The sequence below is a fragment of the Clostridium tagluense genome, assembly GCF_003865095.1.
Lineage (GTDB): Bacteria > Bacillota > Clostridia > Clostridiales > Clostridiaceae > Clostridium_AD > Clostridium_AD tagluense.
The window spans coordinates 43315-69779 of the sequence record NZ_BHYK01000006.1; the positions used below are offsets into that span (position 1 = coordinate 43315).

General features: G+C 30.0%; 25 protein-coding genes and 1 pseudogene. All 26 read right to left on the reverse strand.

The window, feature by feature from the left end:
• Nucleotides 1-108: 108 nt before the first annotated feature.
• On the reverse strand, nt 109-1581 hold the full coding sequence (locus tag Ctaglu_RS06865; protein ID WP_124999418.1) for a polysaccharide deacetylase family protein: 1473 nt from the start codon (nt 1579-1581) through the stop codon (nt 109-111).
• Nucleotides 1582-1583: 2 nt separating this feature from the next.
• Nucleotides 1584-2588 (reverse strand): GNAT family N-acetyltransferase, encoded by a 1005-nt coding sequence (locus Ctaglu_RS06870; RefSeq protein WP_124999420.1) that lies wholly within the window; start codon nt 2586-2588, stop codon nt 1584-1586.
• A gap of 74 nt (nt 2589-2662) precedes the next feature.
• A complete protein-coding gene (locus tag Ctaglu_RS06875) occupies nt 2663-3961 on the reverse strand; it encodes a lipopolysaccharide biosynthesis protein (RefSeq protein ID WP_124999422.1) in 1299 nt (432 codons plus the stop codon).
• A 29-nt stretch (nt 3962-3990) separates the two neighbouring features.
• Entirely contained in the window at nt 3991-4941 is a 951-nt protein-coding gene (locus tag Ctaglu_RS06880) for a GNAT family N-acetyltransferase (RefSeq protein ID WP_124999424.1), read from the reverse strand.
• Between the two features lie 399 nt (nt 4942-5340).
• Nucleotides 5341-6513, reverse strand: coding sequence for a glycosyltransferase family protein (locus tag Ctaglu_RS06885; RefSeq protein WP_124999426.1), 1173 nt, complete (start codon nt 6511-6513; stop codon nt 5341-5343).
• Between the two features lie 27 nt (nt 6514-6540).
• Nucleotides 6541-7818 carry an O-antigen ligase family protein gene (locus Ctaglu_RS06890; RefSeq protein ID WP_124999428.1) on the reverse strand — a complete coding sequence of 426 codons (1278 nt, stop codon included), beginning with the start codon at nt 7816-7818 and terminating at the stop codon, nt 6541-6543.
• Nucleotides 7819-8094: 276 nt separating this feature from the next.
• Nucleotides 8095-8946, reverse strand: a complete 852-nt coding sequence (locus Ctaglu_RS06895; RefSeq protein WP_124999430.1) for a glycosyltransferase — start codon at nt 8944-8946, stop codon at nt 8095-8097.
• 101 nt (nt 8947-9047) lie between these two features.
• Nucleotides 9048-10160: a glycosyltransferase gene (locus tag Ctaglu_RS06900; RefSeq protein WP_124999432.1), complete on the reverse strand. Its 1113-nt coding sequence runs from the start codon at nt 10158-10160 to the stop codon at nt 9048-9050.
• A 113-nt stretch (nt 10161-10273) separates the two neighbouring features.
• Nucleotides 10274-10873 carry a DapH/DapD/GlmU-related protein gene (locus tag Ctaglu_RS06905; protein WP_124999434.1) on the reverse strand — a complete coding sequence of 200 codons (600 nt, stop codon included), beginning with the start codon at nt 10871-10873 and terminating at the stop codon, nt 10274-10276.
• Nucleotides 10874-10879: 6 nt separating this feature from the next.
• Entirely contained in the window at nt 10880-12004 is a 1125-nt protein-coding gene (locus tag Ctaglu_RS06910) for a glycosyltransferase family protein (RefSeq protein WP_124999437.1), read from the reverse strand.
• Complete coding sequence (locus tag Ctaglu_RS06915) at nt 12001-12879, reverse strand: NAD-dependent epimerase/dehydratase family protein (protein WP_124999439.1); 879 nt, start codon at nt 12877-12879, stop codon at nt 12001-12003. The genes Ctaglu_RS06910 and Ctaglu_RS06915 overlap by 4 nt, the downstream gene beginning before the upstream one ends.
• 212 nt (nt 12880-13091) lie before the next feature.
• Nucleotides 13092-13436 carry a prepilin-type N-terminal cleavage/methylation domain-containing protein gene (locus Ctaglu_RS06920; protein WP_124999441.1) on the reverse strand — a complete coding sequence of 115 codons (345 nt, stop codon included), beginning with the start codon at nt 13434-13436 and terminating at the stop codon, nt 13092-13094.
• 236 nt (nt 13437-13672) lie between these two features.
• Nucleotides 13673-14197 carry an antiterminator LoaP gene (loaP, locus tag Ctaglu_RS06925; protein WP_124999443.1) on the reverse strand — a complete coding sequence of 175 codons (525 nt, stop codon included), beginning with the start codon at nt 14195-14197 and terminating at the stop codon, nt 13673-13675.
• Between the two features lie 22 nt (nt 14198-14219).
• A complete protein-coding gene (locus tag Ctaglu_RS06930; RefSeq protein ID WP_124999445.1) occupies nt 14220-14783 on the reverse strand; it encodes a NeuD/PglB/VioB family sugar acetyltransferase in 564 nt (187 codons plus the stop codon).
• 23 nt (nt 14784-14806) lie between these two features.
• Nucleotides 14807-15418: a sugar transferase gene (locus tag Ctaglu_RS06935; RefSeq protein ID WP_124999447.1), complete on the reverse strand. Its 612-nt coding sequence runs from the start codon at nt 15416-15418 to the stop codon at nt 14807-14809.
• Nucleotides 15419-15438: 20 nt separating this feature from the next.
• Complete coding sequence (locus Ctaglu_RS06940) at nt 15439-17310, reverse strand: polysaccharide biosynthesis protein (protein ID WP_124999449.1); 1872 nt, start codon at nt 17308-17310, stop codon at nt 15439-15441.
• Between the two features lie 539 nt (nt 17311-17849).
• Nucleotides 17850-18539: a CpsD/CapB family tyrosine-protein kinase gene (locus Ctaglu_RS06945; RefSeq protein WP_124999451.1), complete on the reverse strand. Its 690-nt coding sequence runs from the start codon at nt 18537-18539 to the stop codon at nt 17850-17852.
• 79 nt (nt 18540-18618) lie between these two features.
• Nucleotides 18619-19386 carry a tyrosine-protein phosphatase gene (locus Ctaglu_RS06950; protein WP_124999453.1) on the reverse strand — a complete coding sequence of 256 codons (768 nt, stop codon included), beginning with the start codon at nt 19384-19386 and terminating at the stop codon, nt 18619-18621.
• Between the two features lie 12 nt (nt 19387-19398).
• Nucleotides 19399-20106, reverse strand: coding sequence for a YveK family protein (locus Ctaglu_RS06955; RefSeq protein ID WP_124999455.1), 708 nt, complete (start codon nt 20104-20106; stop codon nt 19399-19401).
• 193 nt (nt 20107-20299) lie between these two features.
• Nucleotides 20300-21106: an SLAP domain-containing protein gene (locus Ctaglu_RS06960; protein ID WP_124999457.1), complete on the reverse strand. Its 807-nt coding sequence runs from the start codon at nt 21104-21106 to the stop codon at nt 20300-20302.
• A gap of 47 nt (nt 21107-21153) precedes the next feature.
• The gene (locus Ctaglu_RS06965; RefSeq protein WP_124999459.1) at nt 21154-22329 is read right to left on the reverse strand and encodes a hypothetical protein; all 1176 of its coding nucleotides are present in this window, start codon (nt 22327-22329) and stop codon (nt 21154-21156) included.
• 200 nt (nt 22330-22529) lie between these two features.
• On the reverse strand, nt 22530-22904 hold the full coding sequence (locus Ctaglu_RS06970) for a tetratricopeptide repeat protein (protein ID WP_124999461.1): 375 nt from the start codon (nt 22902-22904) through the stop codon (nt 22530-22532).
• Nucleotides 22905-23118: 214 nt separating this feature from the next.
• Entirely contained in the window at nt 23119-23376 is a 258-nt protein-coding gene (locus Ctaglu_RS06975) for a hypothetical protein (RefSeq protein WP_124999463.1), read from the reverse strand.
• A 189-nt stretch (nt 23377-23565) separates the two neighbouring features.
• Nucleotides 23566-23925 (reverse strand): hypothetical protein, encoded by a 360-nt coding sequence (locus tag Ctaglu_RS06980; RefSeq protein WP_124999465.1) that lies wholly within the window; start codon nt 23923-23925, stop codon nt 23566-23568.
• Nucleotides 23922-24650 (reverse strand): hypothetical protein, encoded by a 729-nt coding sequence (locus Ctaglu_RS06985; protein WP_124999467.1) that lies wholly within the window; start codon nt 24648-24650, stop codon nt 23922-23924. Before Ctaglu_RS06985 ends, Ctaglu_RS06980 begins: the two co-directional genes overlap by 4 nt.
• A gap of 701 nt (nt 24651-25351) precedes the next feature.
• Nucleotides 25352-26465 (reverse strand): annotated as a pseudogene (locus Ctaglu_RS06990) (hypothetical protein); the annotation flags it as partial.

A 26465-nucleotide genomic window follows, 5' to 3' on the forward strand; every position in this document is an offset into this window, starting at 1 on the left:
CACTTATCTTTCGATATAAACTACTGGATAATAGGTAACATAGAGAGTGAAGAACAACTGAGCTTACTTATATTTGCATATATTAATCTCTTCCAATTATAAGTCTCATTATTTAGTTATTATCTCTATTATCTCTTTACCACTTTTACCTATGCAATTGCTATTATATAAATACTTAATAGTTTCTTCATATGTTTCTTTCCACCCTTCACAAGTTGGCTCATATGGATCAAACGTTGAGTTATGATAAAGCATAGTAAAAACCCCCTTATGCTTTTTCACTACATCTATCAATTTTTTAGTTTCTTCCAGTCCTTTCACCGACGTATATGCCCTATAATTTGGATTTTGTAAACTTCCTTCCATTACAACAAGTGGTATTTCCCATATATCAAGTATTCTATTTTCTAACAGATCGTATGGTTTAAATGGGAAACAAGTTCCACATCTAAAGCCTTCAGCATCAGCAAAGCTTAAAGTTGTATCATATAATAAACCCGCTTTTTCTTGATTCCTCCAAGTATAGGGCGCTTTAAACCTTAAGAAATGCTGCCTACAGCCATATGATTTAATATTAAATATATTATCTAATTTTTCTTTTTCTTCCATTAACATTTCAAAGTTATTATAACTATTAAAACTGCAGTGGTATCCAGCCTCAAAGCCTTCATTCTCCACTTGCTCTATTAGCTTAATTACTTTTGTATCTTTTATATTATAAAAATTATCAACTTCGGAATTTCCTCCACTCATAAAGTAAAAAGAAGATTTGAAGTCATAATATTTTTCTAAATTAATAATATAATCAAAAGTGTAGAATGGATCTTTTTTATATCCTTTAAAATAATTAACAAAATTATCAATGGCTTTTAAAGGCTTCTTGTGCTTAATAATCAAACTTGCTGTAGGTCTTATTATATTTTTAAACTTTTTATATTTCTGAATACTATCCACATCATGAGTTAAGCAAGCCACAATATCTTTATCTCCCCACCAGTTTTTCCTCTTATAGCCTAAGTTAAAACTATCAATCCAGCTCCACAATAAATCTATATGTTCATTAACTATAGGTCTATCAAGAAAATCATTCTTAAAAGCTAAGGAGTCACTGGCCGGAAATCTATTAAATCTTTCATTTTCATAAGCTTTTGTATTAACTACTTCTTCATATCTTGTAAGCATAAAAAAAATATCAGATATGATATCTATATTAGTTTCAATAATTCTTCTTTCTTTTAAATCTTTATTTACATATAAATCAATGTTGCTACTAAATATTGAAATACTGTGCTCATCTCCATTAATTATTTTGATAACATTAGGTATAGAGTTAGTTTTTAAATAATTCTCTCCAAAAAGTAGTACACTTTGTTTTATATTAATAGTATTCTTGCAATTATTTATGTATTGATCAATGTCAGTATCATCTGTATACAGCAACAAAATATCTTGGGGTTTTAATTCACACTTGCATATATCTCTGATAGTTATATATGCCAAACCAAGCTGATAGAAAATAGTCATAAATGTATATTCAATTTGTTTTTGATATCTATTGTTTGAATTATAAATGTAAATCAAATTTATCTACCTCTTATTCTACTATAAGTTTTTTGTAGTCCTGGATAATAGTCATATATATCTTTTGATATAATATGGAATAAATTTTTTCTGTTATATTCTTTGCTAATATTAAAATATTGTATTTGAGAAGTTCCAAATGAGCTAAAACATTTTTCTAAAGGTTCTATCATGCTTCCTTCAAAATCAAACTTCTTAGTTACATTACTTACATACTTAATTGCTTCCCATATCAGTAAAGATGTGGCTTCGCTGTTTCTTAATTCTGGGTCTGCTCCACCCATTAGATAGTAAGCTGAGTTTTCATCCCATACTATATATATAGCAGCGTGTTTTTTCTTTTCTTGATCTTCTGCATAAAAGATTTTCCTACAATTATTTTTATAACATGCATTGTCCAACCTTTTCAAAAATTGTAAAGAATAAGGCATCTCCATATTTTGTCTTTTAAATGTCATTTCATTTAATTTATAAAACTCTTCTATACTTAAATCATCTTTTACTCTCACTATTTTTTCAGCTTTTCTTATTTGGTTTCTTGTTTTAGAATCAATATTCATGAATGCTTTCTCCAGATTGGTTAAATTATCAATTACATAGGTATATCTGGTATATTGTTTAAATCCATGCCAATAAAAAGGTAACCAATTTTGAAAGGAATAATCAAAATTCTGATTGTATGATATTAATTTTTTTTTTTCTAATTGGTCTATTACATCTCTAATTAATTTTCTCTCATATGAATATTTTGCTGTAAGTTTCTGATTTTCAGGATATTTTAGCCATATACCACTTTTTTGAGTTAGAATAGGCTGGCATATTTCTATTCCACTATCTTTTTTAATAAAATAATATGGTAGTGTTGCAACTACTTGTCCACCTTTTTCAACCAATATAACATCCCAGTTTTCTTCTTCACATACAGCATCCATCCACCAGTTTCTAGAAAATATTGGTATGGTAGTTTCTGTATTACATGTATTTATATATTTTTCCTTATTACTCATAGCTATTGTTCTCCCTTTTATCTTTTTCAATAAATGTTGCAGTTAATATTTTGAAGTATCCCTTAAATTTATATTTAAGAGTTCTCCTGTAACTTTTTTTTAATTTCTTCTCTCATTATTTTTCGTGCATATAAAATAGTTACTAAATATACTATGTCCATTGCTAAAGTATACAATCCAATAGCCCAATATGAATTTAATGACATGAATTTGGATATTCCAAATGCTATTAATACTAAAATCACTCTAAAAATATCTAGATAAAGATCTTCTTTCTGCCTTTCAAAAACAGGAAAAATTCTATTCACTGGTGTAAATATAAGTCTTCCAAATACTAAAAAAGCTAGTATTCTAGAATAAACGCCTGCTTCATACCACTTATGTCCAAAAACAATCGAAAACAAACACGGTCCAAATAAAACTAGTGTAATTAATGGAAACAATCCAATTAATATTAGTTTTTTTATTAGTTTTTCCGATATTCTTTTTATTTTTTCTGGTTCAGTTCTGCCTATGCTTGCTATTTCTGCATAGAAAACATCACCTATAGAACCACCAATTAAATCTGTAGGCAGACTTACTATTACATTTGCTAATCCATATAATCCAACAATCTTACTACTATATAAATAAGCAATAAAGAAAACTGGTAGTTGTAGCCCTAAGGTATTTAATAATGAACCAGGAGCTGCATATAATGGAAATTTAATATATCGTTTTGCGCATGAAAGCATATCTTTTGCATTTATTTTTCTTAATATATGCTTACTTTCTTTTATAAGTGGCATCGACAGTGTTGTTATTCCTGCACTCTGACCAAATAGACTCCCTAATATAAGACCTATAGATCCACATTTGAAAAATCCAAAAGAAATTTTAGTTATATTCTGTATTATTGCTTGGTTAAATTTAGTTTTAGCAATTGATTTAAACTCTTTTTTTCTAAATGACCACTGAATAAAAATATTATATGTACCAGCAAATAATATACCGATTGGAATTAAAAATCTGTATTTGAATAATATTCCCGCGCCAAATAATTTCAAGAATTGCTTGCCTGAAAAAAATGTAATTAAAGCAATTATCGCTACAAAACTTACTAAAATTACTATACTTAAAGCAACCACATTAATTGCTTTTTCATCATCATCCGCTATTGCAATGCCACCTTCATACTTTAGCGAACCTGCAATAACAAGAATTGCTAACATAGACATATACATTGTTTGAACTCCAAATTCTTCTGGAGAGTATATTCTTGTTATAATTGGGGATATCATAATGTTTAACAATTGAGCAAATGCTGTTCCCCCAGCAACCAAAAATATATTTTTTATAAACCCGCTTTTTAATGCCTTTTTAATTTTCTCCATTTTTCCTACCTTAATTCTTCCCTATTTTATTAAAATTTTAAGTTTTGCCTGATTTTTAATATTCTAGAATTTATTTTAGAGATACTAAAGAAAGGTTTTTGTATTGTACCAAACTTTCGAAAATACTCTTCTACTCCTTCCATCATACTTCCCTCGAAATCAAAGATTCTATTTGTTTGATGTGCATACTTTAATCCTTCCCATATAAGTAATGATTTAAATTCACTTTTTTTGAACTCAGGATTAGTTCCTGACATTAGCTGGTATACGCCCATATCATCGTAAACAATATAACTACCGCAGTGTAAATTCCCGTCTTCATCCTCTGCAAAATATATTGTTCTGGCATTATTCTTATCGCATGCTTCATCTATTCTTTTTAATAATTCTAACGTGTATGGTATCTTTAATCCTTGCCTTTCAAATGTTTTTTTATTAATTGAATAAAATTTTTCTACATCATTTGAGACATATATTTTTGCTGATTGTTCGGCTTTTTTTATATTTTTTCTAACTACTTTACTAAATTCGCCAAATACAGATTCTAAATCAATTACATTTTCTATTACATAAGTATACCTGGTAGTTTGCTTAAATCCTTTCCAATAAAACGGTAACCAATTAGTAATTGAATAATTAAAATTTTGACTATAATAATCTATTTTTAAAGTTTTCAGTTGCTCAATTATCTCAGTCATTAATTCTTTTTCATAAGAAAGTTTACTTCTTTGTTTCTGTTTTTCTGGATACTTTATCCACACACCATTTGTTTTAGTTAATGTAGGTTGTGTAATATATTTAAATCCTAATTTTTTCTTCATATAATAGGGCATGGATGCCACAATTTCATTATTTCTTTCAACTAATAGTACATCCCAATTGATTTCTCCGCAAACCGCATCCATCCACCAGTCTTTAGAGAATATAGGAATAGATTTTTCTGTTTTACATAATTCTATATATTTTTCTTTATCTATCAAAATACACCCCCTTTAATTCATACTCATTCACAAATTCAAACCCCCTATCTTTAGCATACTTTATTGACTCTTCATACACCAATTCCCAATATTTACATTCTCATGTATAAAAACATGTATTATTCTATAATAAAGTAAATACCACATTGCATTTTTTTATCGTATAGATTACTTTTTTTATTACTTCTCTGCTATCTGTAATTTTAAAGAGCATATATCCCCCTTAATATTGCATCAATATCTTTAATTGCAAATGTATAAAATAACTTCTTCCTATCACTCGCTTCGTAATTATAATTAAGTAATTTATGATAAAATTTTCATAAAGGGTTTGATTTAAATTTTACACATATCAAGTATTTAAATATATTCTTATTTATATTAATAATTTTTCAATTGTTACTTATCTATATTCCTACTATTAATTGCATCAATTACTGGCTTCATTACAGCATCCCATGTTAAATTCTGTTCTGCATAACTCCGCATCTCCTCAATATATTTATCATTTTTTATTGAATCATAAAATTTGATTATTTTATTAATATCTACAGGTGATTCATCCGGATTAATTCTTAATATGTATTTATAATCTCGATTAAAACCATCATCATCTGATGCAATTACAAATGGTATTCCCCTTGCACAATACTCCCTATTTTTTAATGCACTATCCTTCATTAACCCCTTTCTATGATTGGCTAAACTACCTATACCCATATTGCATTTATCAAATAATTCATCAAGGTCTTGTCCTGTTTTATCACCATAAAAAATTACATAACTATTTAAATTATAATTATCAACTAATTTCTTTAAATTGGGAATTTCAGCTCCATCTCCCGCTATATGAAAATACACTAAATCTTTTCCTTTATTACTATCGTAGTAATTTTTTAAGCCTTCAATTATACGATCATATCCATGCCAAAAATGTACTATAGCAACTCCGACTAAATTCAAACAATTTTTATTTACATTAATGTCTTCTATGTCTTTTATGTCTTTAGTTTTTATTTTATCAACCTTAATGCCATTACGTATAATTAAATATTTACTAGATTTAACTTTTATGTTTTGTCCCAAAATAACAATGATTTTATCACAAATCTTTTCAATTTTATAGTCCAAAAATTTGCTAAGTACATAAGCTAAATACTTATTATTTTTTGTGAATTCCATCTTATATGGATACGTAGGAATCTCCCATAGCAAATAACACTTTGTTTTTTTTTTGGCATATAATATCATTTTATATCCTATATTATAATAATTGTATTTTCTTATATACAATATTTGAGGCTCATTTTCTCTTATGTAATTATATATAAAAATACTAAATATATTTAAATTTCTATAGTTGTTTATTTTATTATAAACTGGGTAAAAACTATCATTTGAATAATATGTGTTTTTATATGTAAAATTTTCAATATAAATATTGTTGTTTTCCCTGCATATTAATATTGTTTCGTAGAATTTACTAAACATCTCGCATTGACAAGATACTTTTTTATAAAGTCCTACATCTTTAACCCTATCTATATAAGCAATGTAAATTAACTTTTCCATTTCTCTGCACTCCTAAAATTACATATTTCATCGTATATTTGCTGTTTTTTTTGTATAGTAATGTAAACTACAGCTCGCTGAAAGAGCTAACCATAAATATGGATAAGTATACGAACGGCTAATAATAGCCTCTAAAAAAATAAACGTACTTAAAGAAAAAACCAATTGAATGGTTATTGAATTCTTTATTTTAAAAAAAAGTTTAAAATTGTAATAAAAATAATAAGCAATCATAGATATAATACATATGAACGGTACTAATCCAAATTCTACCCAATATGATAAAACGTTATGAACATAATCCCCAACATATCCACATCTTTTTATTTCTGCAAACATATTCCCTATTAAATAATGTTTTTTAATATCTTCAATACCTTCTTTTTGCAAACTATTCCTCAGGTTATATGACTCGTCACTTGATATTCCAGTTACTACACTAAGCATTCTCCCATTTAAATTATTATTAGTTTTATTTTGCAAAGAAAATATAATGATAAATATCAAACAAATTACAGCACAGCTACTAACCATTTTTCCTAAATTAATATTCATAAATAAATTCTTTATTAATATTAATGTAATAACTATTATAAAAGAATATAATGACGCCCTTGAGCCAATTTTATAAATCCAAAATAGAGAGTTGAAAAGAACAAAAAAATTTGCTACCTTATTTCTTAATATTGAATAAATGATTAATGAATAAAGTGCAAATGCGTCTCCTATATATAAATAGATTGTATGTTGTACAGTAAATGTTAATAAGTCAAATATATTCGTTGTATTAGTTGCAAACATTGTTGCAGCTAAAAACAATGTATATACTAAATAAACTGCCACAATTATAGCTTTATTACCTTTTTTATTTAGGATATCTACAATATGTATTAAATTCAAGCCTACTAATAAATATATAGCAAAAGTGCTCAAAGTCGCTTTTAAAAATTGAATATAATATTGTTTTATATTCATTGTTTGAAAATCAATTCCATCACTAAATATTACACTTATAAAGCTATTTTCAAACAAGTATGAAATTAGATAATATACTAATATATACATCAATACTATAATTAAAAATTTCACTGAAAAACCATTTATTAGTTTCTTAGAGTGAGTACATACTATCATAATCCCAACTAATGATTGAAAATATATTAAATAATTAATATATTTTTCAACATCATAATATGTATTGTTTGTTAAATTATTCATTAATATTAAAATAGGAACTACCCCTAAAAGTAAAATTAAAATAATAAAACTATTATAGGTACTATATCTTTCAGACATTAGCTTCACTTATTTCTCCCCCTCGATTTCAAAACAATACTATAACAAGTAATCTAGTATAATTAAATAGGTAGTATTTAGTTTATAACTGTTTTCAGACTGTAAAATATAGTGATGTACTTATGTTACTTTAATTCATACCAATCTCTATGTATGACATGCTCTTAGTTCTACATGGAGTGCGTTGCTTATTATCATTACTAAAAAGAAATGTTTCAAAGTAAAAACAAGATGGTTAAAGGTTTAAAAACTCTTAAACTAGATGCTTATGCTTTCTATGTTAAATCATTTATTTATACCATACTTTTTCCTTTTATAATCACGAAACCCATTTAGCATAGCTTTTAGCTGCCCCATTTTGTTCTTTTCAAATAATATGCATTTCACTATTCTAGTTAATAGATTTATTAGAACACTAATTTTTTTATATGTGAAAAATACATCCATCCCATTTCTAAATACATAATATGTCCTTGTTTCAGATGGATACATATAATGATGCCTATATTTAAAGCACTTTATCTCACGATAATATTTATAATCTTTATCAAAAACAGCTTCATCTTTGTTATGTATCAATGCAGCACTATTACATCTCATAAAAATATATCCTTGTTTCTCGGCGCGGTAACAATATTCAAAGTCAACATAATCAATAAAATAATCATCTTTAAAAAAACCTAACTTTAAATATTTTTCTATATTAAATAGCGTGCCAGACTGTATGGTTTCTTTAACCTGTATGCTTGATTCATTAAGTTTCGGATTGTTTTGATACGTAAAATACTGTGGACACAATCCCATAATATTTGTACATGTATTGTTGTTTATATATTTTCTATAAACTGCAATAATATCATTATAAAATGTACTATCCTGATCAAGGTTTAGCGCCCAGTCACAATTCTGATTAATGCACACTTCCATTCCTTTATTTAATGCAGTTGCAATTCCAAAGTTTCCGTACAATGGAATATATACTAAACCGTCACCGATGAATTCCTCGAACAAATTTTGAGAAGAAACCGATGAATTATCAACTAGCACAATAAAGTCTACATATTTTTTTAATAATTCTAAGTTTTTCAAAAATGATTCATTGAAGTTATATAGAACAACTACCGAACCAACTTTCATACCCTGTTCACCCTCTTCCAACTAAATAGTTATTCTATAAAAAAACTACCCTTCAATATTTGCACAATTATAAACTTAACAATAATAAGTGAATCATTTCATCATTCCCCAGTTGGTATTAAAATCATTTTTAACAATTCTTTCCAATCTCTAGCGAAGGGGTGCATCACTTTTTTCTCTACAACATTTTGATAGGTGTTTCCTTGCCTAATTTGTTTTTCCATAAAACATGCTAAATCTTCAGGTTTATTGGAATTAAAAAATACTACTTTATTATAAGTACCTACTGTCTCATGCGCATAAGGTAAATTTGCTACTAACATAGGCTTACCAGTCTCTTTATATTCTGATATAGGTAGTCCCCATGTTTCCAACTTTGAAGGAAATATCATACAATCTGATGTTCCATATAAATTAAACAAGTTTCCCCTTTCTTGTAGCCCAATAAACTTTACACTTTGTAATTTTCCAAAATGTGTTTTCAAATCTTTAGAATATCTGTTTTCATTGCCATCTATAGTTAGGAGAACTTCATAATCAGTTACACCTTTTTCTTCTAGTATTCCACAGGCCGTACAAATAACCTCAAAGTTCTTGAAAAATCGTGGGAATGATGGGTATATAAACTGATATTTATTTTTTTGTTCATTGGGAGTATTACTATTAATATCCTCACTAATAATCACTGTTGGCCTTGCAACAATTACATTTTTCAACTTATACCTATTGATAAATTCTTGTCTCATCCAATCCTGTTGCACAATAACAGCTATGTTTTTCTCAATATTAATTTTATATAAATATTTATAAAACAGAGAAAACAAAAAATTCTTGTAACTATATTTTAAGTTCTTAAGCTCAGTCTTCATAAACGGTGAAGGATTATGACAATATACATACCTATTTTTTGCTTTAACATTTGGTGTTATATCATGCAATGAAAGCCACACATCAACATTTTTACCTTTTGAATAAAAGTAAAAATAAAAATACTCATACCAGAGCCTGTATAAATAACTCTTCCTTGACTTTGGTAATTCAATAAGTATTACCTTATCAGCATATTCAGCAAAAATTTCTTTTTTATGTACAAACGCAATTATTTTATTAGTTTCATTTAATCTACTTTTAATAATGTTATCTAAACAATCTTTATATACTGATAATGGTCCACCTTCAAAAAAATTAATACCTGATATTACTATCGTTTTCATACTATCTATATCTCCAATCAAACAAATGCCTCAATGTAATTTTTGTAACCTATATACATACAAAACTCAATTTAAATTTAAAATCGCGTACAACTATTCAATAATACTGTCTATTATTCATTAAATTTTCTCCATTGCCTTGCCTTATCATCATATTTTTTTATTACTCTAGCTGGTGACCCAGCAATCATGCAGTTATTAAGTACACCTCTGTTAACCACCGAGTTTGCTCCAATAATACAGCCATCACCTATAGTAACACCGGGTAAAATACAGACATTCTCGCCAATCCAAACATTATTTCCTATTGAAACAGTTCTTGTATATAACTGTCTATTATCTGGTGAAATATCAGGTGATGAATACTCAACAATACCTGAGTAATCTCCGTGATTAACATCGCTAATATATACTTTAGACGCCATAAGGCAGTTATCGCCTATAGTAACATTTTCACCTGCAGCAATGTGGACATTATCTCCAAGCTTGCAGTTTTTGCCGATAACAAGCTTCTTTACCTCACCCACTCCAGTATCGAACATTTCTAAACGGCAACCATATCCAGTAGTAAGCCCTTCACCATATTGTAGAAATTTTTTACCGCGTACATATATAGGTCTACGTATTAAGCGTGCACCTTTATAAAATATTTTCGTGTAAAAAAGTGCTATTGCATTCTTAAATATTTCACCCAAGCCGTATCCATTCTTCATTTCTATTTACAGCTCCTTAAGTATATCTTGTAATTTTTTATTAAATGCATCAAGAGAAAAGATACTGACAAACATCTTCTTTATATTTTCTTTCATAACCAGCAGTTCTTTCATATTAGCCTTAGCCACCTTAGCCACTACATCTTCTATATTCTCATCTGTAACATTAATACCTATATTATACTTGTCCACCATTTGAGTGGTATCAGCCTGTATATTATTTAGAATTGGTAATCCATGTTGAAAATAATCAATAGATTTCATAGTTAGCCCAACACAAACATTATCTTTCATTATATTTAATCCAAACTGGCACTTATCAAATATCTCTTGTTTCTTTTGTGGGTCATATAGTTTCCCATAATATTCTACAATTGCACCTGTACTTTTTATCTCATTGATTAGAATATCCTTGCTCTCTCCATCTCCAATGATGTGAAAGGTTACAGGTTTTACTTCATTTATTGATTTTACAAATCTTTTTATCTTCGAAATATCAATTATATTATTTATTGAACCCAAGTAACATAAATGAATTTCATCATTGTTGAACACAGGATGACTGTTAGTATTAACTTCTCTTTTTGCTAAATATACTGTTTCAGCTTTAATGCCTTTTAAATGTTTTTTAAGTACTTCCCGATATAAGTCACATTCTGTTATAACACACTCTGCGTACTTTAATGCACTATTTCTCATTGCACGCCAAAAACAAAAAGGTGGAAAAGCTTCAACTTTTCCAACTGGCATAGTTTCAGGCCAAAGATCGATTAAATCAAAAATTAGTTTTACATTGCTATGTCTTCTTTTATATTTAGCAGCAAATTTTGCTAAAGAGTTTGGTGGTACCATTACATATAGCAAGTCCGGTCGTAAGTCTTCTACACTTTGGAAAGCTTTCTTTGCATAATTATAATGTGATGTCATTCTTGCTACAGACATATTTTTATAATATGGTTTTGATTCAATAAATATAAAATTTTGTTTGCTCTCAGTACGTTTAACCTTCTTAAAATGTCTAAAATCTGACTGGATAACTGTAACATCATGACCCTTATCAATAAAAAAATCATGAATTAAGTCTATTCTATCTTCATATGTATCAAAGCAATTGACCATAACTACCTTCATATTTCTCTACTCTCCACTTCTGTCAATCCTATCGATTCTTTCAAATCTCTAATTCTATAATTTTTTTTATAAGTTGATATGCTCTGCTCGTACACCAAATTCCCAAATACTTTATTAACTATTCCTACTTTATGACCCATAAGTCGTAATATAGGATTAAATATCTTTGTTAACAGAAGCTTTTTACCATGTGCTTCTGAAACCAATTTCACCATCTCCGCTGTCTTCACATACTCCCTATTCTGGGGAAAGAATATCCCACTTTCATCATTCTCAGCCACAAGTCTAATAAACTCACACAAATTATCTATATGTAACATACTTCTTTCATTATCCACATCAGGAAATAAAGGTAGCTTCTGAGCCATCTTTGCAAGTTTAGGATAGTTTCCTTTTGAGCCTTTACCATAAATCATAGGTGGTCTTAATACCACAACTTTAAATTTTTCATCCATCAAAGGTATAATACCTTCTTCTGCTCGAAGTTTACTATATCCATAAAAGTTAGAAGGAGTAGGCACTGTATTTTTATCTATAACTCTTTTATGCTTAATATGGCTGCTATCACCATAAACAATGATACTACTCATAAAAATAAACTGCTTAATGCCTTCATCCTTAGCTTTTTGAGCAGTTTCTATAGTAAGATCCCGATTAACTTTATAGTATAAAGCTTCCATCTTAGGATCTGTAGATACATGCGCTATCCCCGCCACATGGAACACCACATCAAACTCTGAGAAATCTTTTTTCTTCCATGCACCATCTTTCATATCAACAGTCTCCACCGAGTAATCTTCAGCCCACTGTAATAACCATTTTTCAAGACTTGTCCCTATGTAACTATTAGCTCCTGTAATAAGTACTTTCTTCATCTATGTAATCACCACCCCCTCTAATCCCTTCTACATTCCCACTTCGATATTATCATTCTTATCCATTGCACATACTGCTCGTCCATCATCATTCACTCATAGTGTATATAACCATTGCAGTTTGGTGTTTTTCGGATATCACAGTTTGTCTATTTACATTTGCACAGCTTGTCTTATCCGATGGATATGCTCTCTTCGTTCTCACCATTCAATCACAAATATGGGACATCTCTAGCATCCTCATTAGTATGAACACTACACTTAACTTTTCCATCCACATGATTTATTTCACCATGACTTTGACATACATTCTCACCATATCCCTGCAAGAATTGTTCAAAAACATCATCGTCATCTTCTATGCCCTCTGTTTCCAAATACATCTCATACATTCTTTCTAATTGAACACAATTAACATTACAAACTTTTTCTTTAGTCTCTTTTACATATCCAATATAATTTGGTACTGCTACAGCTGCTAAAATCGCAATAATAGAAATAACAACTATAATTTCAATCAAAGTAAACCCATTAGCATAATTTTTTCTTGATAACATTACAATGACACCTCTGTGTATGTTAAATTTAGAAAAGTAATTTGGTAACTTTCTATTTTAATACTTTCCAAATTACTCTTTTTCTAAACTAACATTCCACAGCTTTACTGACACTATGAAAAAAATCAACTACCCTCGTGGCATAGCTTCGCCATTCACATAATCCACATTATGCTACCAAAGCCTTACTATGACCTCTAAATTTTTCTATGGGGCCGAAACACCCATATTCTTCTTTAGATTTTGTCCACTAGTTCAATGCCAAGTTCTACTATTCTTTCTTCCTTCATAAAGCTAAGACTTACCTTTGCTCTACCTTTTCTAGAATCTACTTTTATTATTTGACCCTCAAGTCCCATTAAAGGCCCTGCAATTATTTTTATACTATCATTTTCTTTATATAATGTAGAAATCCCTACATTATTATCATGTCTATCTAAAAGTATCTTTAATACTGTTAGTTCTCCTTCATCTACTGTTAGAATTTCATCTTCGCTTGTTAGTAATTTTATTATTCCAGGTGTTTTTTTTAATTTATAATAGATTTCTATATTTATAATCCCTTTTATTAAAAGATAGCCTGGAAATAACTTTCTTTTTACAGTATGCCACTTTCCATCTTTTCGTTCTCTAAGTTCCCTTGTTGGAACAATAAACTTACACTCATCGAAAGCTTCCTTTTCAAGGATTTTTTTCACTTTCTCTTCTTGGTTCGAGGAAACAAATAATACATACCATGCTTCTTGCTTTCCTAGGTTCAACTGCAGCCGCTCCTTTATTTGTTTAAATCACCATGCCATCCTGAAGTATAGACTTTTCTTGCAAGATAACTCCAGGTTTAACGCAAGCTCCAGCGCCAATATAAGATAATCCCCCTATCCTACACCCACTCCTAACAACCGCTCCACTACACACATGAACTCCATCACACAAGATGCTGTCATGATCAACGCAGCTATTGATATTAACAATACACCCTCTACCAATGCTAGCATCCGTATTAATTACCGCACCAGAAAGTATCACGCTACCCGCGCCTATATGGCTATACTTACTAACGATGGCTTTAGGATGAATAATAACTGGAACTTTGTATCCTGACTTTAATAGCTTTTCAAGCAAATCCATTCTTTTCTCATTGTCACCTATACATACAATAGCATAATCATACTTGTCTGTAAATTGTTCATATTCCTCCAATTTACCAACTATCCTATGATTCAAAACCATATCTACATCTACTCTATCGTCTAGAAACACAATATTTCCCCATAGGCCCATAAGTTCTGCTGTTTCTGCCACCACTCTGCCATGTCCACCAGCTCCAATTATTAACAATTCACCCATCTAAAATCACCTCGGATTTATAATTAAATATCTTTTGATTCACTCTTTAGCTGTGTACCACCTTGAGGGTGAACACCTTCAAGAATTCCCTCCGCTCTTAAAACTTTAAATACCGTTCTAAATATTATTCTTATGTCTAACCACAAACATTTATTATCTAAATAATTTCTATCATGCTCCGTTTTTTCATAATCATCATTATTATCTCGTCCATTAATTTGAGCCCACCCTGTAACTCCTGGAAGTAATTTATGAACTCCTGCCTTTGTTCTAAGTTCCTTAAGTTCATACTGATTATATAGTGCAGGTCTTGGTCCTACAAAAGTCATATCCCCTTTAAGAATATTGATTATTTGTGGAAGCTCGTCTATGCTAGTTTTTCTTAAGATTTTTCCAGTTGTGGTTATGTAACTTTTTGAACTATCAAGTTTGTCTGTTGCTACATTAGGAGTTCCAATTTTCATTGTTCTAAATTTATAAAATTTAAATAATTCATTATTCTTACCAATTCTCATCTGAGTAAAGAATACTGGTCCTTTTGAATTCAACTTTATTATTACTCCTATAATTAAAAATAACGGTGATAAAATTACTAATAATACAAAACTAAATATGATGCTCAAAAATTTACTCATAATATGCCCCCCTATTTTTTTTACTCTTGTATCTTTGTAATTGCGCTTTCATCCATATTTCTTTTGTAGGTTGGAACTATTTCTTCTATTTTTTTAATTAATAAGCCTACATCATCACTCTCAATAACCACCGCTAGTTCCTTCATGTTCTCTTTCATTTCCCCTAAATCACTAAATGTGGGTCTTCCAACAAATATCTTCTCATGTTTAGTATTCGCAAGTCCTTCCTCACTCATCATAAGCTCTTCATAAAGTTTTTCTCCTGGGCGAAGTCCTGTAATTTCAATTTTAATATCCTTATTAGGAACAAATCCTGAAAGCTTTATTAAATCCCAGGCCAAATCGTATATCTTTACAGGTTGTCCCATATCCAGCACGAATATTTCTCCACCCTGGGCATATGCACCAGATTGAAGCACTAATTGTGCTGCCTCTGGTATGGTCATAAAGAACCTTGTTATATATTTATTAGTAAGTGTAATTGGTCCACCACGCTCTATTTGTTTTTTAAATAGCGGTATAACAGAGCCATTACTTCCTAGTACATTGCCAAACCTTACTGCCACAAAATGTGTTTCACTTATCTTATCCATGGATTGTATAATCATTTCACACATTCTTTTAGTTGCACCCATAACATTTGTGGGGTTTACTGCTTTATCTGTGGAAATCATAACGAATCTTTCTACATTAAATTTATGTGCACATTCTGCTACATTATAGGTACCAAATACATTGTTTTTTATGGCTTCCATAGGGCTTTCTTCCATTAGTGGAACATGCTTATGTGCTGCTGCATGGAAAACTATATTTGGTGAATACTTTTCAAATACACTTTTTAGTCTAGCTTTGTCTCTAACAGATCCTATTAATACTTTTAAATCTAATTTTGGGTACTTATACTTAAGTTCCATTTGCAGATCATAAGCATTGTTTTCATATATATCGAATATAATCAATTGTTTAGGCTCGAATTTTAAAATTTGGCGACACAATTCGGAACCAATTGACCCACCGCCACCTGTTACTAATATGGTTTTATCATGAATATAACTTGCAATGCCCGCCATATCTAACTGAACTGGGCTGCGGCCAAGGAGATCTTCAATCTCTACTTTTCTAATTTGATTTAAAGAAACCTTACCGTTTATTATTTCATACATACCAGGAATAATTTCTATTTTACAATTTGTTTTTTTACATATTTCTAAAATTTGTTTTTTATCCACCTCATCAATAGTAGGTATAGCTATAAGTATAGTTTCTATGGATTTTTCACTGGCTATAGCAGGTATGTCTCTCCTACTTCCAAGAACCTTTACCCCCATAATGTTTTTTCCTTTTTTATAAGCTTCATCATCAATTACAGCTACAGGCATATATTTGCTTTGGCTACTACTTTTCATTTCTTTTATAACCATAGCAGCTGCCGCCCCAGCACCAATTATCATTACTCTTGCTTTGGTGATTTTGCTGGCATTACAATTTACAATACTTTCAAATCTACCGTAGATTCTAAAGGACATTCTAATCCCAACTATAAAAATAATTGAAAAAGCACAAGCTATTATACTTACTCCATAGGCAAAACTATGTCCAATAATTCTAATAAAGGCTATGGTAGCTAAATTAGAAACAAGACAAGCACCGATAACCAACATAAACTCATCTATGCTGGCATAGCTCCAAAGGCTTTCATAAAGCTTAAAAATAAAAAAACAAGCTATATATATAACTGTTACAATTAATGCTATGTCTTTATAGTCAGTGGCATAGAACTTAAAATTCGTATAATTATATCTAAAATAAATAGCTAATATGTAGGCTAAATTTATTAGCACTGCATCACTTAGTATTAATATTGGCTTTTTCCATTTTCCTAAATTCTCCATATTATATACCTCTTTTTTAAAATTTCTTCATAGTTACTGAATTTAATTATACAGCTTTAGCAATTTTACGGCAAATTTTTCATTTCGCGATTTAGTCCGTTAATAAACATTTACTCCAACATACGTCAAGTTGCTTATTATTTTACACTTTAAGAATTATTTTTTTAAAACATGTTGTCCTTTAAAGTGTTGTATATCAATACTTCATCCTTCTACATTTATCGTCATAATATATATTTTTTTATACTTATATTACTTTATATGCAATAAAAATACTATGATTTTATTACATTTATTTTAATTAATTCAAAATTATATTAAATAATGAATTTAATGCTTTTAATAAGTTTTGTTTTGTTTTGTTTTGTTTTGTTTTGTTTTGTTTTGTTTTTACTGGACAATTATGCATTTTGCAATATTTATAATTTTTTAGATGAATAATTTTAAACAAAATAAAAAACCATAATTTTTTATCCCCTTTGAGATAAAAATTATGATTTAAAATAATTTTATTATTTTGCTTTGTTTCTGCTTTTACCTTATTTACTGGTTCCACCGTACTCATATTGATAGTGATAGTAGCCTTTCTTTTTTGAATCCACTTTGTTAAGTACTGTCCCCAATATTTTTGCATTAACCTTTTCAAGGAGTCCTTTAGATTTAATAACTGAATCACGTTCTGCCTCACCTGAAGATATAACTAAAAGGCATCCATCCGTATACTGGGCCAGAATTTGTGCATCTGTAACCAATACTATTGGAGGAGTATCTAAAATTATAAAGTCATAGGTTTTCTTTAACTGCTCAATGAAATTTTTCATTTTTGCAGAGCCTAAAAGTTCCGCAGGATTTGGAGGCCTTGTGCCTGAAGATAAAACATGGAGATTGGGCTCCTCAGTTTCATGAACACCTATATTTATGTCTACTTCATTATCACTTACCAAAATGTTAGATAATCCATTTTCGTTAGAGAACCCAAAAACCTTATGTACCTGTGGCTTTCTTTGATCACAATCTATTAATATAGTTTTATTTCCACCTTGAGCCATGACCATGGCTAAATTTGAAGAAGTTGTGGTTTTCCCTTCTCCCGGCCCTGAACTAGTTATTAGTATGGTTTTAATTTTTTTATCAAAGGATGAGAATTGAATATTAGTCCTAAGGGTTCTATAGGATTCTGACATAGGCGAAGTAGGTTCTTTAAATGTTATTAAGTCTAAACCTTTCATTTGCTGCACTACCTTTGCTAATTATTTTTTCAAGTAAAAAATTAATTTATGTGTAAATCACAACTTACCTGCTCAAGCATTAATGCTTGAAAAACTGAAATATACTTTTCTTTTTCTTTATTTTTTCCATATTGATTTCTATAGCTTTATCTAAAAGTAACAGTTCTAAATTCCTTGATACTTTTTTTTCTATTTCTCTATCTATGGCCTTGGCTTCTCTAAATCCTTCTATAAGCCCTGGGCATCTCCTATTTAGTGAATGAGCATCAGAAGCTATGAAGTTTACAAGACCCTCTTTCACTAGTAGCCTTGCACAATTTTGAATTTTCTTTCCAAATGAACCTTGTAGGCTTCCCGCATTAATTTGAAATACGCATCCCTCTTCAATAAAATCATTTATATTAATAGGTGCTTCATATATATATTCATATCTTTCTGGATGCGCAATTATAGGTTGAATATTAAGAAGCCTTAGCTCATAAATTAATTCCAGGGCATCTCTTGGTAATTTATCCATAGGAAATTCAATAAGCATATAGCTTGTCCCATTTATTCCTCTTAGTTTTTCCTCTTTGCAGAGCTTAAGTGAATGTTTGTCTAGCATTACTTCTTGTCCTAGCAGTATTTCTACCTTTATGCCTCTAGACTTTGCCTCAAGCTTTAACTCCTGATGCAGAGCAAAAACCTGCTCATAGTGATTTTCATATATACCACTTATATAATGCGGTGTAGCTACAATAGTTTTCGTTCCTTTTTCCTCTGCTAGCTTTAACATTTTAATGCTCATTTCCATATCCTTTGAACCATCATCAATGCCTGGAAGTATATGACTATGAATATCAATCATACTATCACCTTCCTATTTTTTCTCTACAATCATTCTAGGTATTACGCCCAGTACTGGTAAGCCTAAATATTTTTCCACATCACTTTCGGTCTTTACAGTGCTATCCATGTAGTCCAGAAGGAATACAATTCCAAGCGAAACCATTAATCCTAGAAAAAAGGCAATTGCAAGGTTTAATTTCTTATTGGGGCTAATAGGATTCTTTGGCATAATAGCCTTATCCATTACCTGTATATCTCCACCTGTAGGATAAACCTTTTTTGAGGATTCTATAAAAGAGGTTGAAATAGCATTTATAACATTAAATACCTCTTCAGGCTTTTTGCCCTTAGCCGTGATTATTAGAATTTGAGTTCCAGTTTGGGGAGTGACCGTAATGCTTTTTTTAATCTGCTCTAACTCTAAATTACTATGTAGTTTGTCCAAAGCCCCCTGTGATACTAAATCCGACTTAGCAATTTCAGTATAGGTCTTGAGTAAATTTTGATACATCATTACATCACTATTTAATTGTGCAGCCCCACTTGCAGTTTCCTGTGGCTTTCCCACTATTATACTGGTACTAGCCTGGTAGGTTGGCTTTATAACAAAAAAACTTGCTATACCTGCTATAATAACAGCCATAAGCGTTATAGAAACTATTAACCATAACTTTTCTTTTATTATTATAAGATAATCTTCAAGACTTATATTGGTTTCTCCATTCATTTCTTCATTCATCCGTAGTTCCTCCTAGTAAAAAATCATATGATTGTATTATATCATTATTTGCTGCTATGGTAAATAATGATTTCTATAAAACGATGTAATCTTATTCATAATAATGATAATTATAATTACACATTAAAAAAACGTATAAAAACAAACAACCTGTGTCTATTCTCATACATTTTAAAAATTTATCTACATATTACTATTCATTAAAATATACAGATAAGTTGTCTACATTAAATTCTGACTCTAAAATTTGCTCAGCTTTAAATGATAAATTTAAAAATCTAGCCTTTAATGAACTGACTTCCATATCAACAACATTAAAAGTACCTATAGCCACTATTTTATCATTTTCATTGTTTTTAATAGTAATAGGAATCTTCTCTACTTTTACCTTTTGGGCTGTCGCATTTCTCATTACAAGTGAGATTACTAATTCTCCACTATTACTCTTCTCAATTTCATATAATGATATACTAATATTTCCTGAAGTCATAGGTGGCAATTTATCCAAATATTTATGTAACTTACTAAACTCAGGCTTATCAGGAACATTTTCAAATTGGACTTTTAATGTACTAAGTGCTTTTATATTTGTATCAAAAACTATATGCCATCCATCTTGCATATCTATAGCATCAGTAAATACATTTTCTCTATTAAAATAGAGTTTCCAAGGCACTGCTGAATAAGCAGGTATATCCCCTACTTCTCGAAGTTCGAATGTTTGGTTTGCCACAGTTTCGTCTTTAGAATTTAGTATCTTAAGTGGAACTTTATCAAAATTAATTGCTTTAGAAAGGCCATTTCTAAAATAAACACCCACTTCAACTTTATCACCTAAATCAAATACATATGTAGTGCTTATATTTATATCTCCCACACTAATATCTGGTAATGATTCTAATTCATCTTTATAAAACTCTTTTTTTGAAGTGGCATGCGCAGCTTCATGTTCATCATTTACGTGTAACTGTAATATAGCTTTTTTTACATCTTCCTTCATAATTGTCCTCCTGTAGTAAAATACAAATTAATTATATATCACCCAATTTAGTTAGCATTAATAGTGATTGTTGTTGCTTTTTCGTTTCCAGAAGCGTCTTTAAGTGTTACATTTAATGTGACTGCACCACTAAGCATGGCAAGATAACCTTTTAAAGTACTTACAGCGATGCCATCTTTAGAGGCAAAGGACCCAAGTAAATCAGCTACAGAGATAGTAAGTTTACCAGAATCATCCGTTGTAAAAGTTTTAGACCTTCCCATAGTGGAAATTTTTATAGTGGCTTTCTCACTAGCATTTAAGGTTACGGCAGTAAACATATCAGTGCCTTTGCTACCAGATAACGACACTTTATAATCACCGTTTACATCTTTCGTAGCTAAAACTGGTTGCCCAATAGTTAAGGACACTGCATTAAGAACTGGGGCAGTTACATCTAGGATTTTAATAGCTCCTAAGCGTGTTATTAGATCAGCTCTTGCTCTATTTGGCGCAACTTCAGATGGCAACGCATTAACCAAAGCATTGGCAGCATCAAGATCTATTTGTAGTCTGCTAATTTCAGCTTTAACTACTGCTACAGTTGCTGTTGCAATTTTAGCAGTATTGTCTACTGGAGTTGTAACACCACCACCAGTCTCTTTTAATGTAATAGCCAAACTGCTTGTACCAAGATCAGTTATGCCATTGAATACATTAACTGTATAAGTGCCTTCTAGTAAGTTTGATGTATATGTTAATGTAGCTATTGTATTCGTAGCATTCCAAGTAACTTTCATTGCTAAAGGAGTTGTTCCTTTTTTAACATTGAAAACAACCTTTGTTGTATCTGCTGGTGCAGTGTTAAATACTGCTTTAAGAGTAGTATCACTAGCAGAGCTTATTGTTACTGCTGAAACAACTAGGTTTGTATCTGCAGCAGCAAAATCAATCTTTTGGGTAGCACTCTTGTAAACCACAGCTGGTATAACACTTGCTGCTACTGCCAATCCATTTTTATTGCTAATCCAATTTCCTTCAAAATTTTTAATATAAATTTCTCCACCTGCAACTATTGCATTAGTGATTTCTGTAAGGTTTGCTGCGTCATTAGCATAAACTAAGTCAAAAGCCTTATTACCTATTACAACACTACCACTAGCCATTGAAGCGAACGCCGTTAAAGTTGTTGCTCCTGATATCATTACAGCAGCAAGAAGTGAACTTATAATTTTCTTATTCATATATTTTTACCCCCATTTTTTAATTTAATATTAATATCTCATTAACTGCCCTAGTCAAATTTCCATTAATATTAAATTTTCTTTAATAGTTATAGTTTTTATGCTTTACACTAATATTACGTTTACTCCGCCAATATAGTTGCACTTTTATAATTGTTCTTATTTACTAATGTACACTTGAACCCTGCTCTTTTTTATTATTAATTATTAGGAATTATAGTTGCACTTATATTTTTACCTTTACCTTTGTATTGTTTTCTAACTATACTCATGTATTCACTGGTTTTTAAAACCTTATCATTATCATCTATTCCTTTATGAAACATTAAATTTAAGATTACATCTTCGTCATTATGGCTTATATATGCATACTCTATCTTAGTATTACTTTTTAATATCTCACTTACTATAGCTTTATCAGTATTATTCGTCTTTAGTTTTTTTTCTTTCATTATTTTATCTGATGCTTGCATTCTTTTATTAAGGTCATATTTTGGATAAGCATAATATCCGCCAATAGATATAACTACTGCTGTTATTACCACTGCTATTATTATCTTTATTCGTTTTCCCATGGGATTCACCACCGCCTTTATCTACACAAACTATTATAATACTAATTAGTTTTTAATGGAAGTATTGTCTGCATTATTTAGAATTATTCATTTAAAAATTGAGGCTGGCCTATTACATAGCTTGAAACTGAAACAAGGATTCATTAAATCTATTATTAGTTTTTATTCTGTTTTATTTTAATTACCTTTTCTACTGAAAGTCAATTCCTTGATATTATTTCATTTCAACATGAAAATTATAGAATTTATTGTTATAGGTAATTGTTATGGTTTCATCTTTTACTAATGATTTTAATTTATCAAAATCACTAGTAATGTTAAATATAGCTGCCTTAGCGTGAGTAAAATCATATGTTCCAAGCTTTTGAGCTATCTTATCATAAGATAACCTTCCCATAACTTGAACATTTAAATCTGCCCCAGTATCAATTGAAATAGTTCCTATACTGCCTTCATTTTTCTTAGAAAGCACTAGCTTATCTCCATCAAGTTTAGCAGTAATATTTGCTTTGTTTAAAGAATCTACTACAGTTTTTTTAATATCATGTATTGTGTAATCTTGTCCTACTGGTACAACAAATTTACTGCTTTCAATTCCGTTTACAGTTTGAGTTATATAATATGTTCCACTTGCTAACCCCTCTACAACAGGTGCTTTTCCTCAAGCTTTTGTTATAGTTTTAATTGCCTTTTCGTCTTTGTCATAAACCTTTATACTTGTAGCATCTATGGCATTTATAAGGCTTAAATTTGAATTCTCAAGTACACCCGAAAGCTTAATTGGTTTTATTACAGCTTCATTTGACATGTCGGTTTCTTTTCTACCTGAAGTCTGTGTTACTTTATATCTTCCTATGTCTACTTTATCAAATTCTACATTATTACCCCGGTTAATAGTTGTAACTTCTTTACCATTTTTCATATATGCAACAAAGTTATCTTTAACTCCATCATATTTATATAATTTAAAAATTGATCCTTCTATGCAGTTATTAACATTAAGTCTATAGTCTTCATTCAAATCTGAGTGTTACCGTCAATATAATAATTATCGAAAGTTAGTTCTTTAACTTTTGATTCATCACTTAAATTTTTATTTTCTACAATTTTTCCATCGCCTGACGCCTGTATATTATCACTGCCTTTTCCAGTAGTAACAGTTGCACTAGCATCTACTTTAACCTTTACATTTACATTTGTATTTGCTGCAATTTTTACATCGCCGGATTTAACTTCTATATTAGCTGCTGAACTAACATTTACATTAGCTAAGTTTCCATTTAAAATTACTTTATCCTCGGCTTTACCTGTACTTATATCTACTTTTGCAACAGATGCATTCTTTGAAACATTTAATTCTACTGATGCAGTTATTTTTATTTGGTTTTTAATCTTTGTGTTCTCAGCTAGTGTTACCTTCGCTGGACTAGTTATGTTTATATTATCAAAAGTTCCAGACAAAGTAACATCATCGTTATTTTTTGAAGCTATTGTAACATTTGCAAAGGGTTTTGCATTTTTTGCACCATTAGCTACTTCTATCGTAGCTCCTGAATAAACTGAAGCATTAGCTACACTTGCATTGTCCTCTACAACTATATGGGCATCATTATTGATATCTTCTATTGTAAGAAGCCCTATAGAAGAATTACCTTTTATATGAAGTGAATTAGCTCCTATATTTGTTACTGTAACTCCATCAACTTTAACATTATCTAATATAACGTTTCCTTCACCGAAATTCACATTAAGTGTACCACTTATACTGATATTTTTTAAAGTTATTGTTTTTGCTTTTGAAGCATTAGGTATTTTAATGCTTACATTTCCATTAATTACAGTTTGCTTGCTTGAATCCTCTGAACCAAATATACCTGTAGAAGTAATAGAATAATTATCATTATGAATTTTTCCATCATTTAGGTCAGTAGTATTTGTGTTTAAATTGTCATTCCGTAACTAATAAGCTTATATTGATAGTGGGAAGCCTATCAAGTTTCAACAAATTTTCGTCCGGTCCACACCATACGTGCGGCTTTCATCGCATAGGGCGTTTCCTCGATAATAGAAATTTTAGGAAAGTTATTCAAATTTTATCTTTTTAATAATAGCATATTATTGTATTTTTTGATAGCCAATATTGTATTTTTCAAACAATTTACTTGTTTTTTGTTAAAATATCTATTTTTTTGTTTAAATATCTGTTTGTTTAATTTGCAGAATGATATTCCCTTGTAGCATCTATTGATACAAGGAATTCAATAAATCTAATGTTGATATTTTTTTCTTTTTCTGTAGACTCAAAAAAAGAAAAGAAGAGCATCCCTAAAGATACTCTCAGTATTAATTTGATTATTTAGTTTTCAGCCAGTGTATGACCTGACTATTTTATGGTTTTTGATGTGATTTAGGTTGTCCCTGAGATGATAGTTATATAGTTACTTTAGCTACTTCCTTATTACTGAGGTACCAGCAAAAACTATTTTAATAATCTTAACTAATCCATTAGGAGTAGCACCTGAAACTGTAACAGAGTCACCAGGCTTAACATTCATAGATGTAATAGTACCATCATTAGCAAGAACGAATGTTGATCCAGTTGCAAGCCTAGTTTCATTAGGAATTATTCTAAACGTAGACAACGCCATACTATCTGTACCATATTGATCATCTGCTGCAATATAAACATTTTGTGTAGTACCAGCATTTCCAGCTACATCGTATTCTGCTAAAGAATTTCCTAACATATCTGCATAAGTATTACCTGCAGATTGAGTAAGAGTTATAATATCATTCTCTTTAGAAATACCAAATACTTCAGTTGACACATGAGCATATATTGATTTAGCTTCTGGATTTGCTGTTGAAGACTTAATTTTTGTAGTTACTGAATAGACTTTACCATCAGCACCTATAAGACTTACTTGTAGATTGGTGCTTGATTCTTTCTTTGCAGAATCTGCAAAGTCAAGTGCAACTACTCTTACTTTGTCATACTTACAAGTACCACCTAATGTTTCAGGTCCTCTAATTATTTTAAAGTCTTTACTATCAACTTTTGCTTGGAATATTGGCTTACCTGATAATATTACTTGTGCGCCACTTGCTGTTGTACCAAAAACTTTTACACCAGCTTTATAATCTACTTGTCTATCAGATACAGTCTTAGTAAGATGATCAACGTTAGCATATATTGGTTCAGTTCTTTCAGATATTACATAATCTTTAATATCATCATTAGCTAATACTGAGAATGTTTGAGATTGAGTATCAACAGGCACAAGAGGATCTCTGCTAGTACCATCAGCTTTTGTAGGATCAGTGTTATACAATTTAAATGTAATAGTTGCTGTTCCTGCTTTATCTGCTGTAAGTGCTATATAACCTTTTCCTGTACTTAACTTGTTATCAGTTATAAGATTTTCGTCTCCATCTTTGTTAGTAACTGCAACTACATTTGAATTACTTGACTCTGCGACAACATAATATTTACCTTCGTCTTTATTAGCCATAGTACCTGTAGTCATATCAACTTCTCTGCCATACTGATCTTTAACAGAT

Excerpts from the sequence above, each read along its gene's own strand:
- Ctaglu_RS06870 (WP_124999420.1), bottom strand. The coding sequence starts at position 2,588 with ATGAGTAATAAGGAAAAATATATAAATACATGTAATACAGAAACTACC.
- Ctaglu_RS06875 (WP_124999422.1), bottom strand. The coding sequence starts at position 3,961 with ATGGAGAAAATTAAAAAGGCATTAAAAAGCGGGTTTATAAAAAATATA.
- Ctaglu_RS06885 (WP_124999426.1), bottom strand. The coding sequence starts at position 6,513 with ATGGAAAAGTTAATTTACATTGCTTATATAGATAGGGTTAAAGATGTA.
- Ctaglu_RS06895 (WP_124999430.1), bottom strand. The coding sequence starts at position 8,946 with ATGAAAGTTGGTTCGGTAGTTGTTCTATATAACTTCAATGAATCATTT.
- Ctaglu_RS06900 (WP_124999432.1), bottom strand. The coding sequence starts at position 10,160 with ATGAAAACGATAGTAATATCAGGTATTAATTTTTTTGAAGGTGGACCA.
- Ctaglu_RS06905 (WP_124999434.1), bottom strand. The coding sequence starts at position 10,873 with ATGAAGAATGGATACGGCTTGGGTGAAATATTTAAGAATGCAATAGCA.
- Ctaglu_RS06910 (WP_124999437.1), bottom strand. The coding sequence starts at position 12,004 with ATGAAGGTAGTTATGGTCAATTGCTTTGATACATATGAAGATAGAATA.
- Ctaglu_RS06915 (WP_124999439.1), bottom strand. The coding sequence starts at position 12,879 with ATGAAGAAAGTACTTATTACAGGAGCTAATAGTTACATAGGGACAAGT.
- Ctaglu_RS06920 (WP_124999441.1), bottom strand. The coding sequence starts at position 13,436 with ATGTTATCAAGAAAAAATTATGCTAATGGGTTTACTTTGATTGAAATT.
- Ctaglu_RS06930 (WP_124999445.1), bottom strand. The coding sequence starts at position 14,783 with ATGGGTGAATTGTTAATAATTGGAGCTGGTGGACATGGCAGAGTGGTG.
- Ctaglu_RS06935 (WP_124999447.1), bottom strand. The coding sequence starts at position 15,418 with ATGAGTAAATTTTTGAGCATCATATTTAGTTTTGTATTATTAGTAATT.
- Ctaglu_RS06940 (WP_124999449.1), bottom strand. The coding sequence starts at position 17,310 with ATGGAGAATTTAGGAAAATGGAAAAAGCCAATATTAATACTAAGTGAT.
- Ctaglu_RS06945 (WP_124999451.1), bottom strand. The coding sequence starts at position 18,539 with ATGAAAGGTTTAGACTTAATAACATTTAAAGAACCTACTTCGCCTATG.
- Ctaglu_RS06950 (WP_124999453.1), bottom strand. The coding sequence starts at position 19,386 with ATGATTGATATTCATAGTCATATACTTCCAGGCATTGATGATGGTTCA.
- Ctaglu_RS06955 (WP_124999455.1), bottom strand. The coding sequence starts at position 20,106 with ATGAATGAAGAAATGAATGGAGAAACCAATATAAGTCTTGAAGATTAT.
- Ctaglu_RS06960 (WP_124999457.1), bottom strand. The coding sequence starts at position 21,106 with ATGAAGGAAGATGTAAAAAAAGCTATATTACAGTTACACGTAAATGAT.
- Ctaglu_RS06965 (WP_124999459.1), bottom strand. The coding sequence starts at position 22,329 with ATGAATAAGAAAATTATAAGTTCACTTCTTGCTGCTGTAATGATATCA.
- Ctaglu_RS06970 (WP_124999461.1), bottom strand. The coding sequence starts at position 22,904 with ATGGGAAAACGAATAAAGATAATAATAGCAGTGGTAATAACAGCAGTA.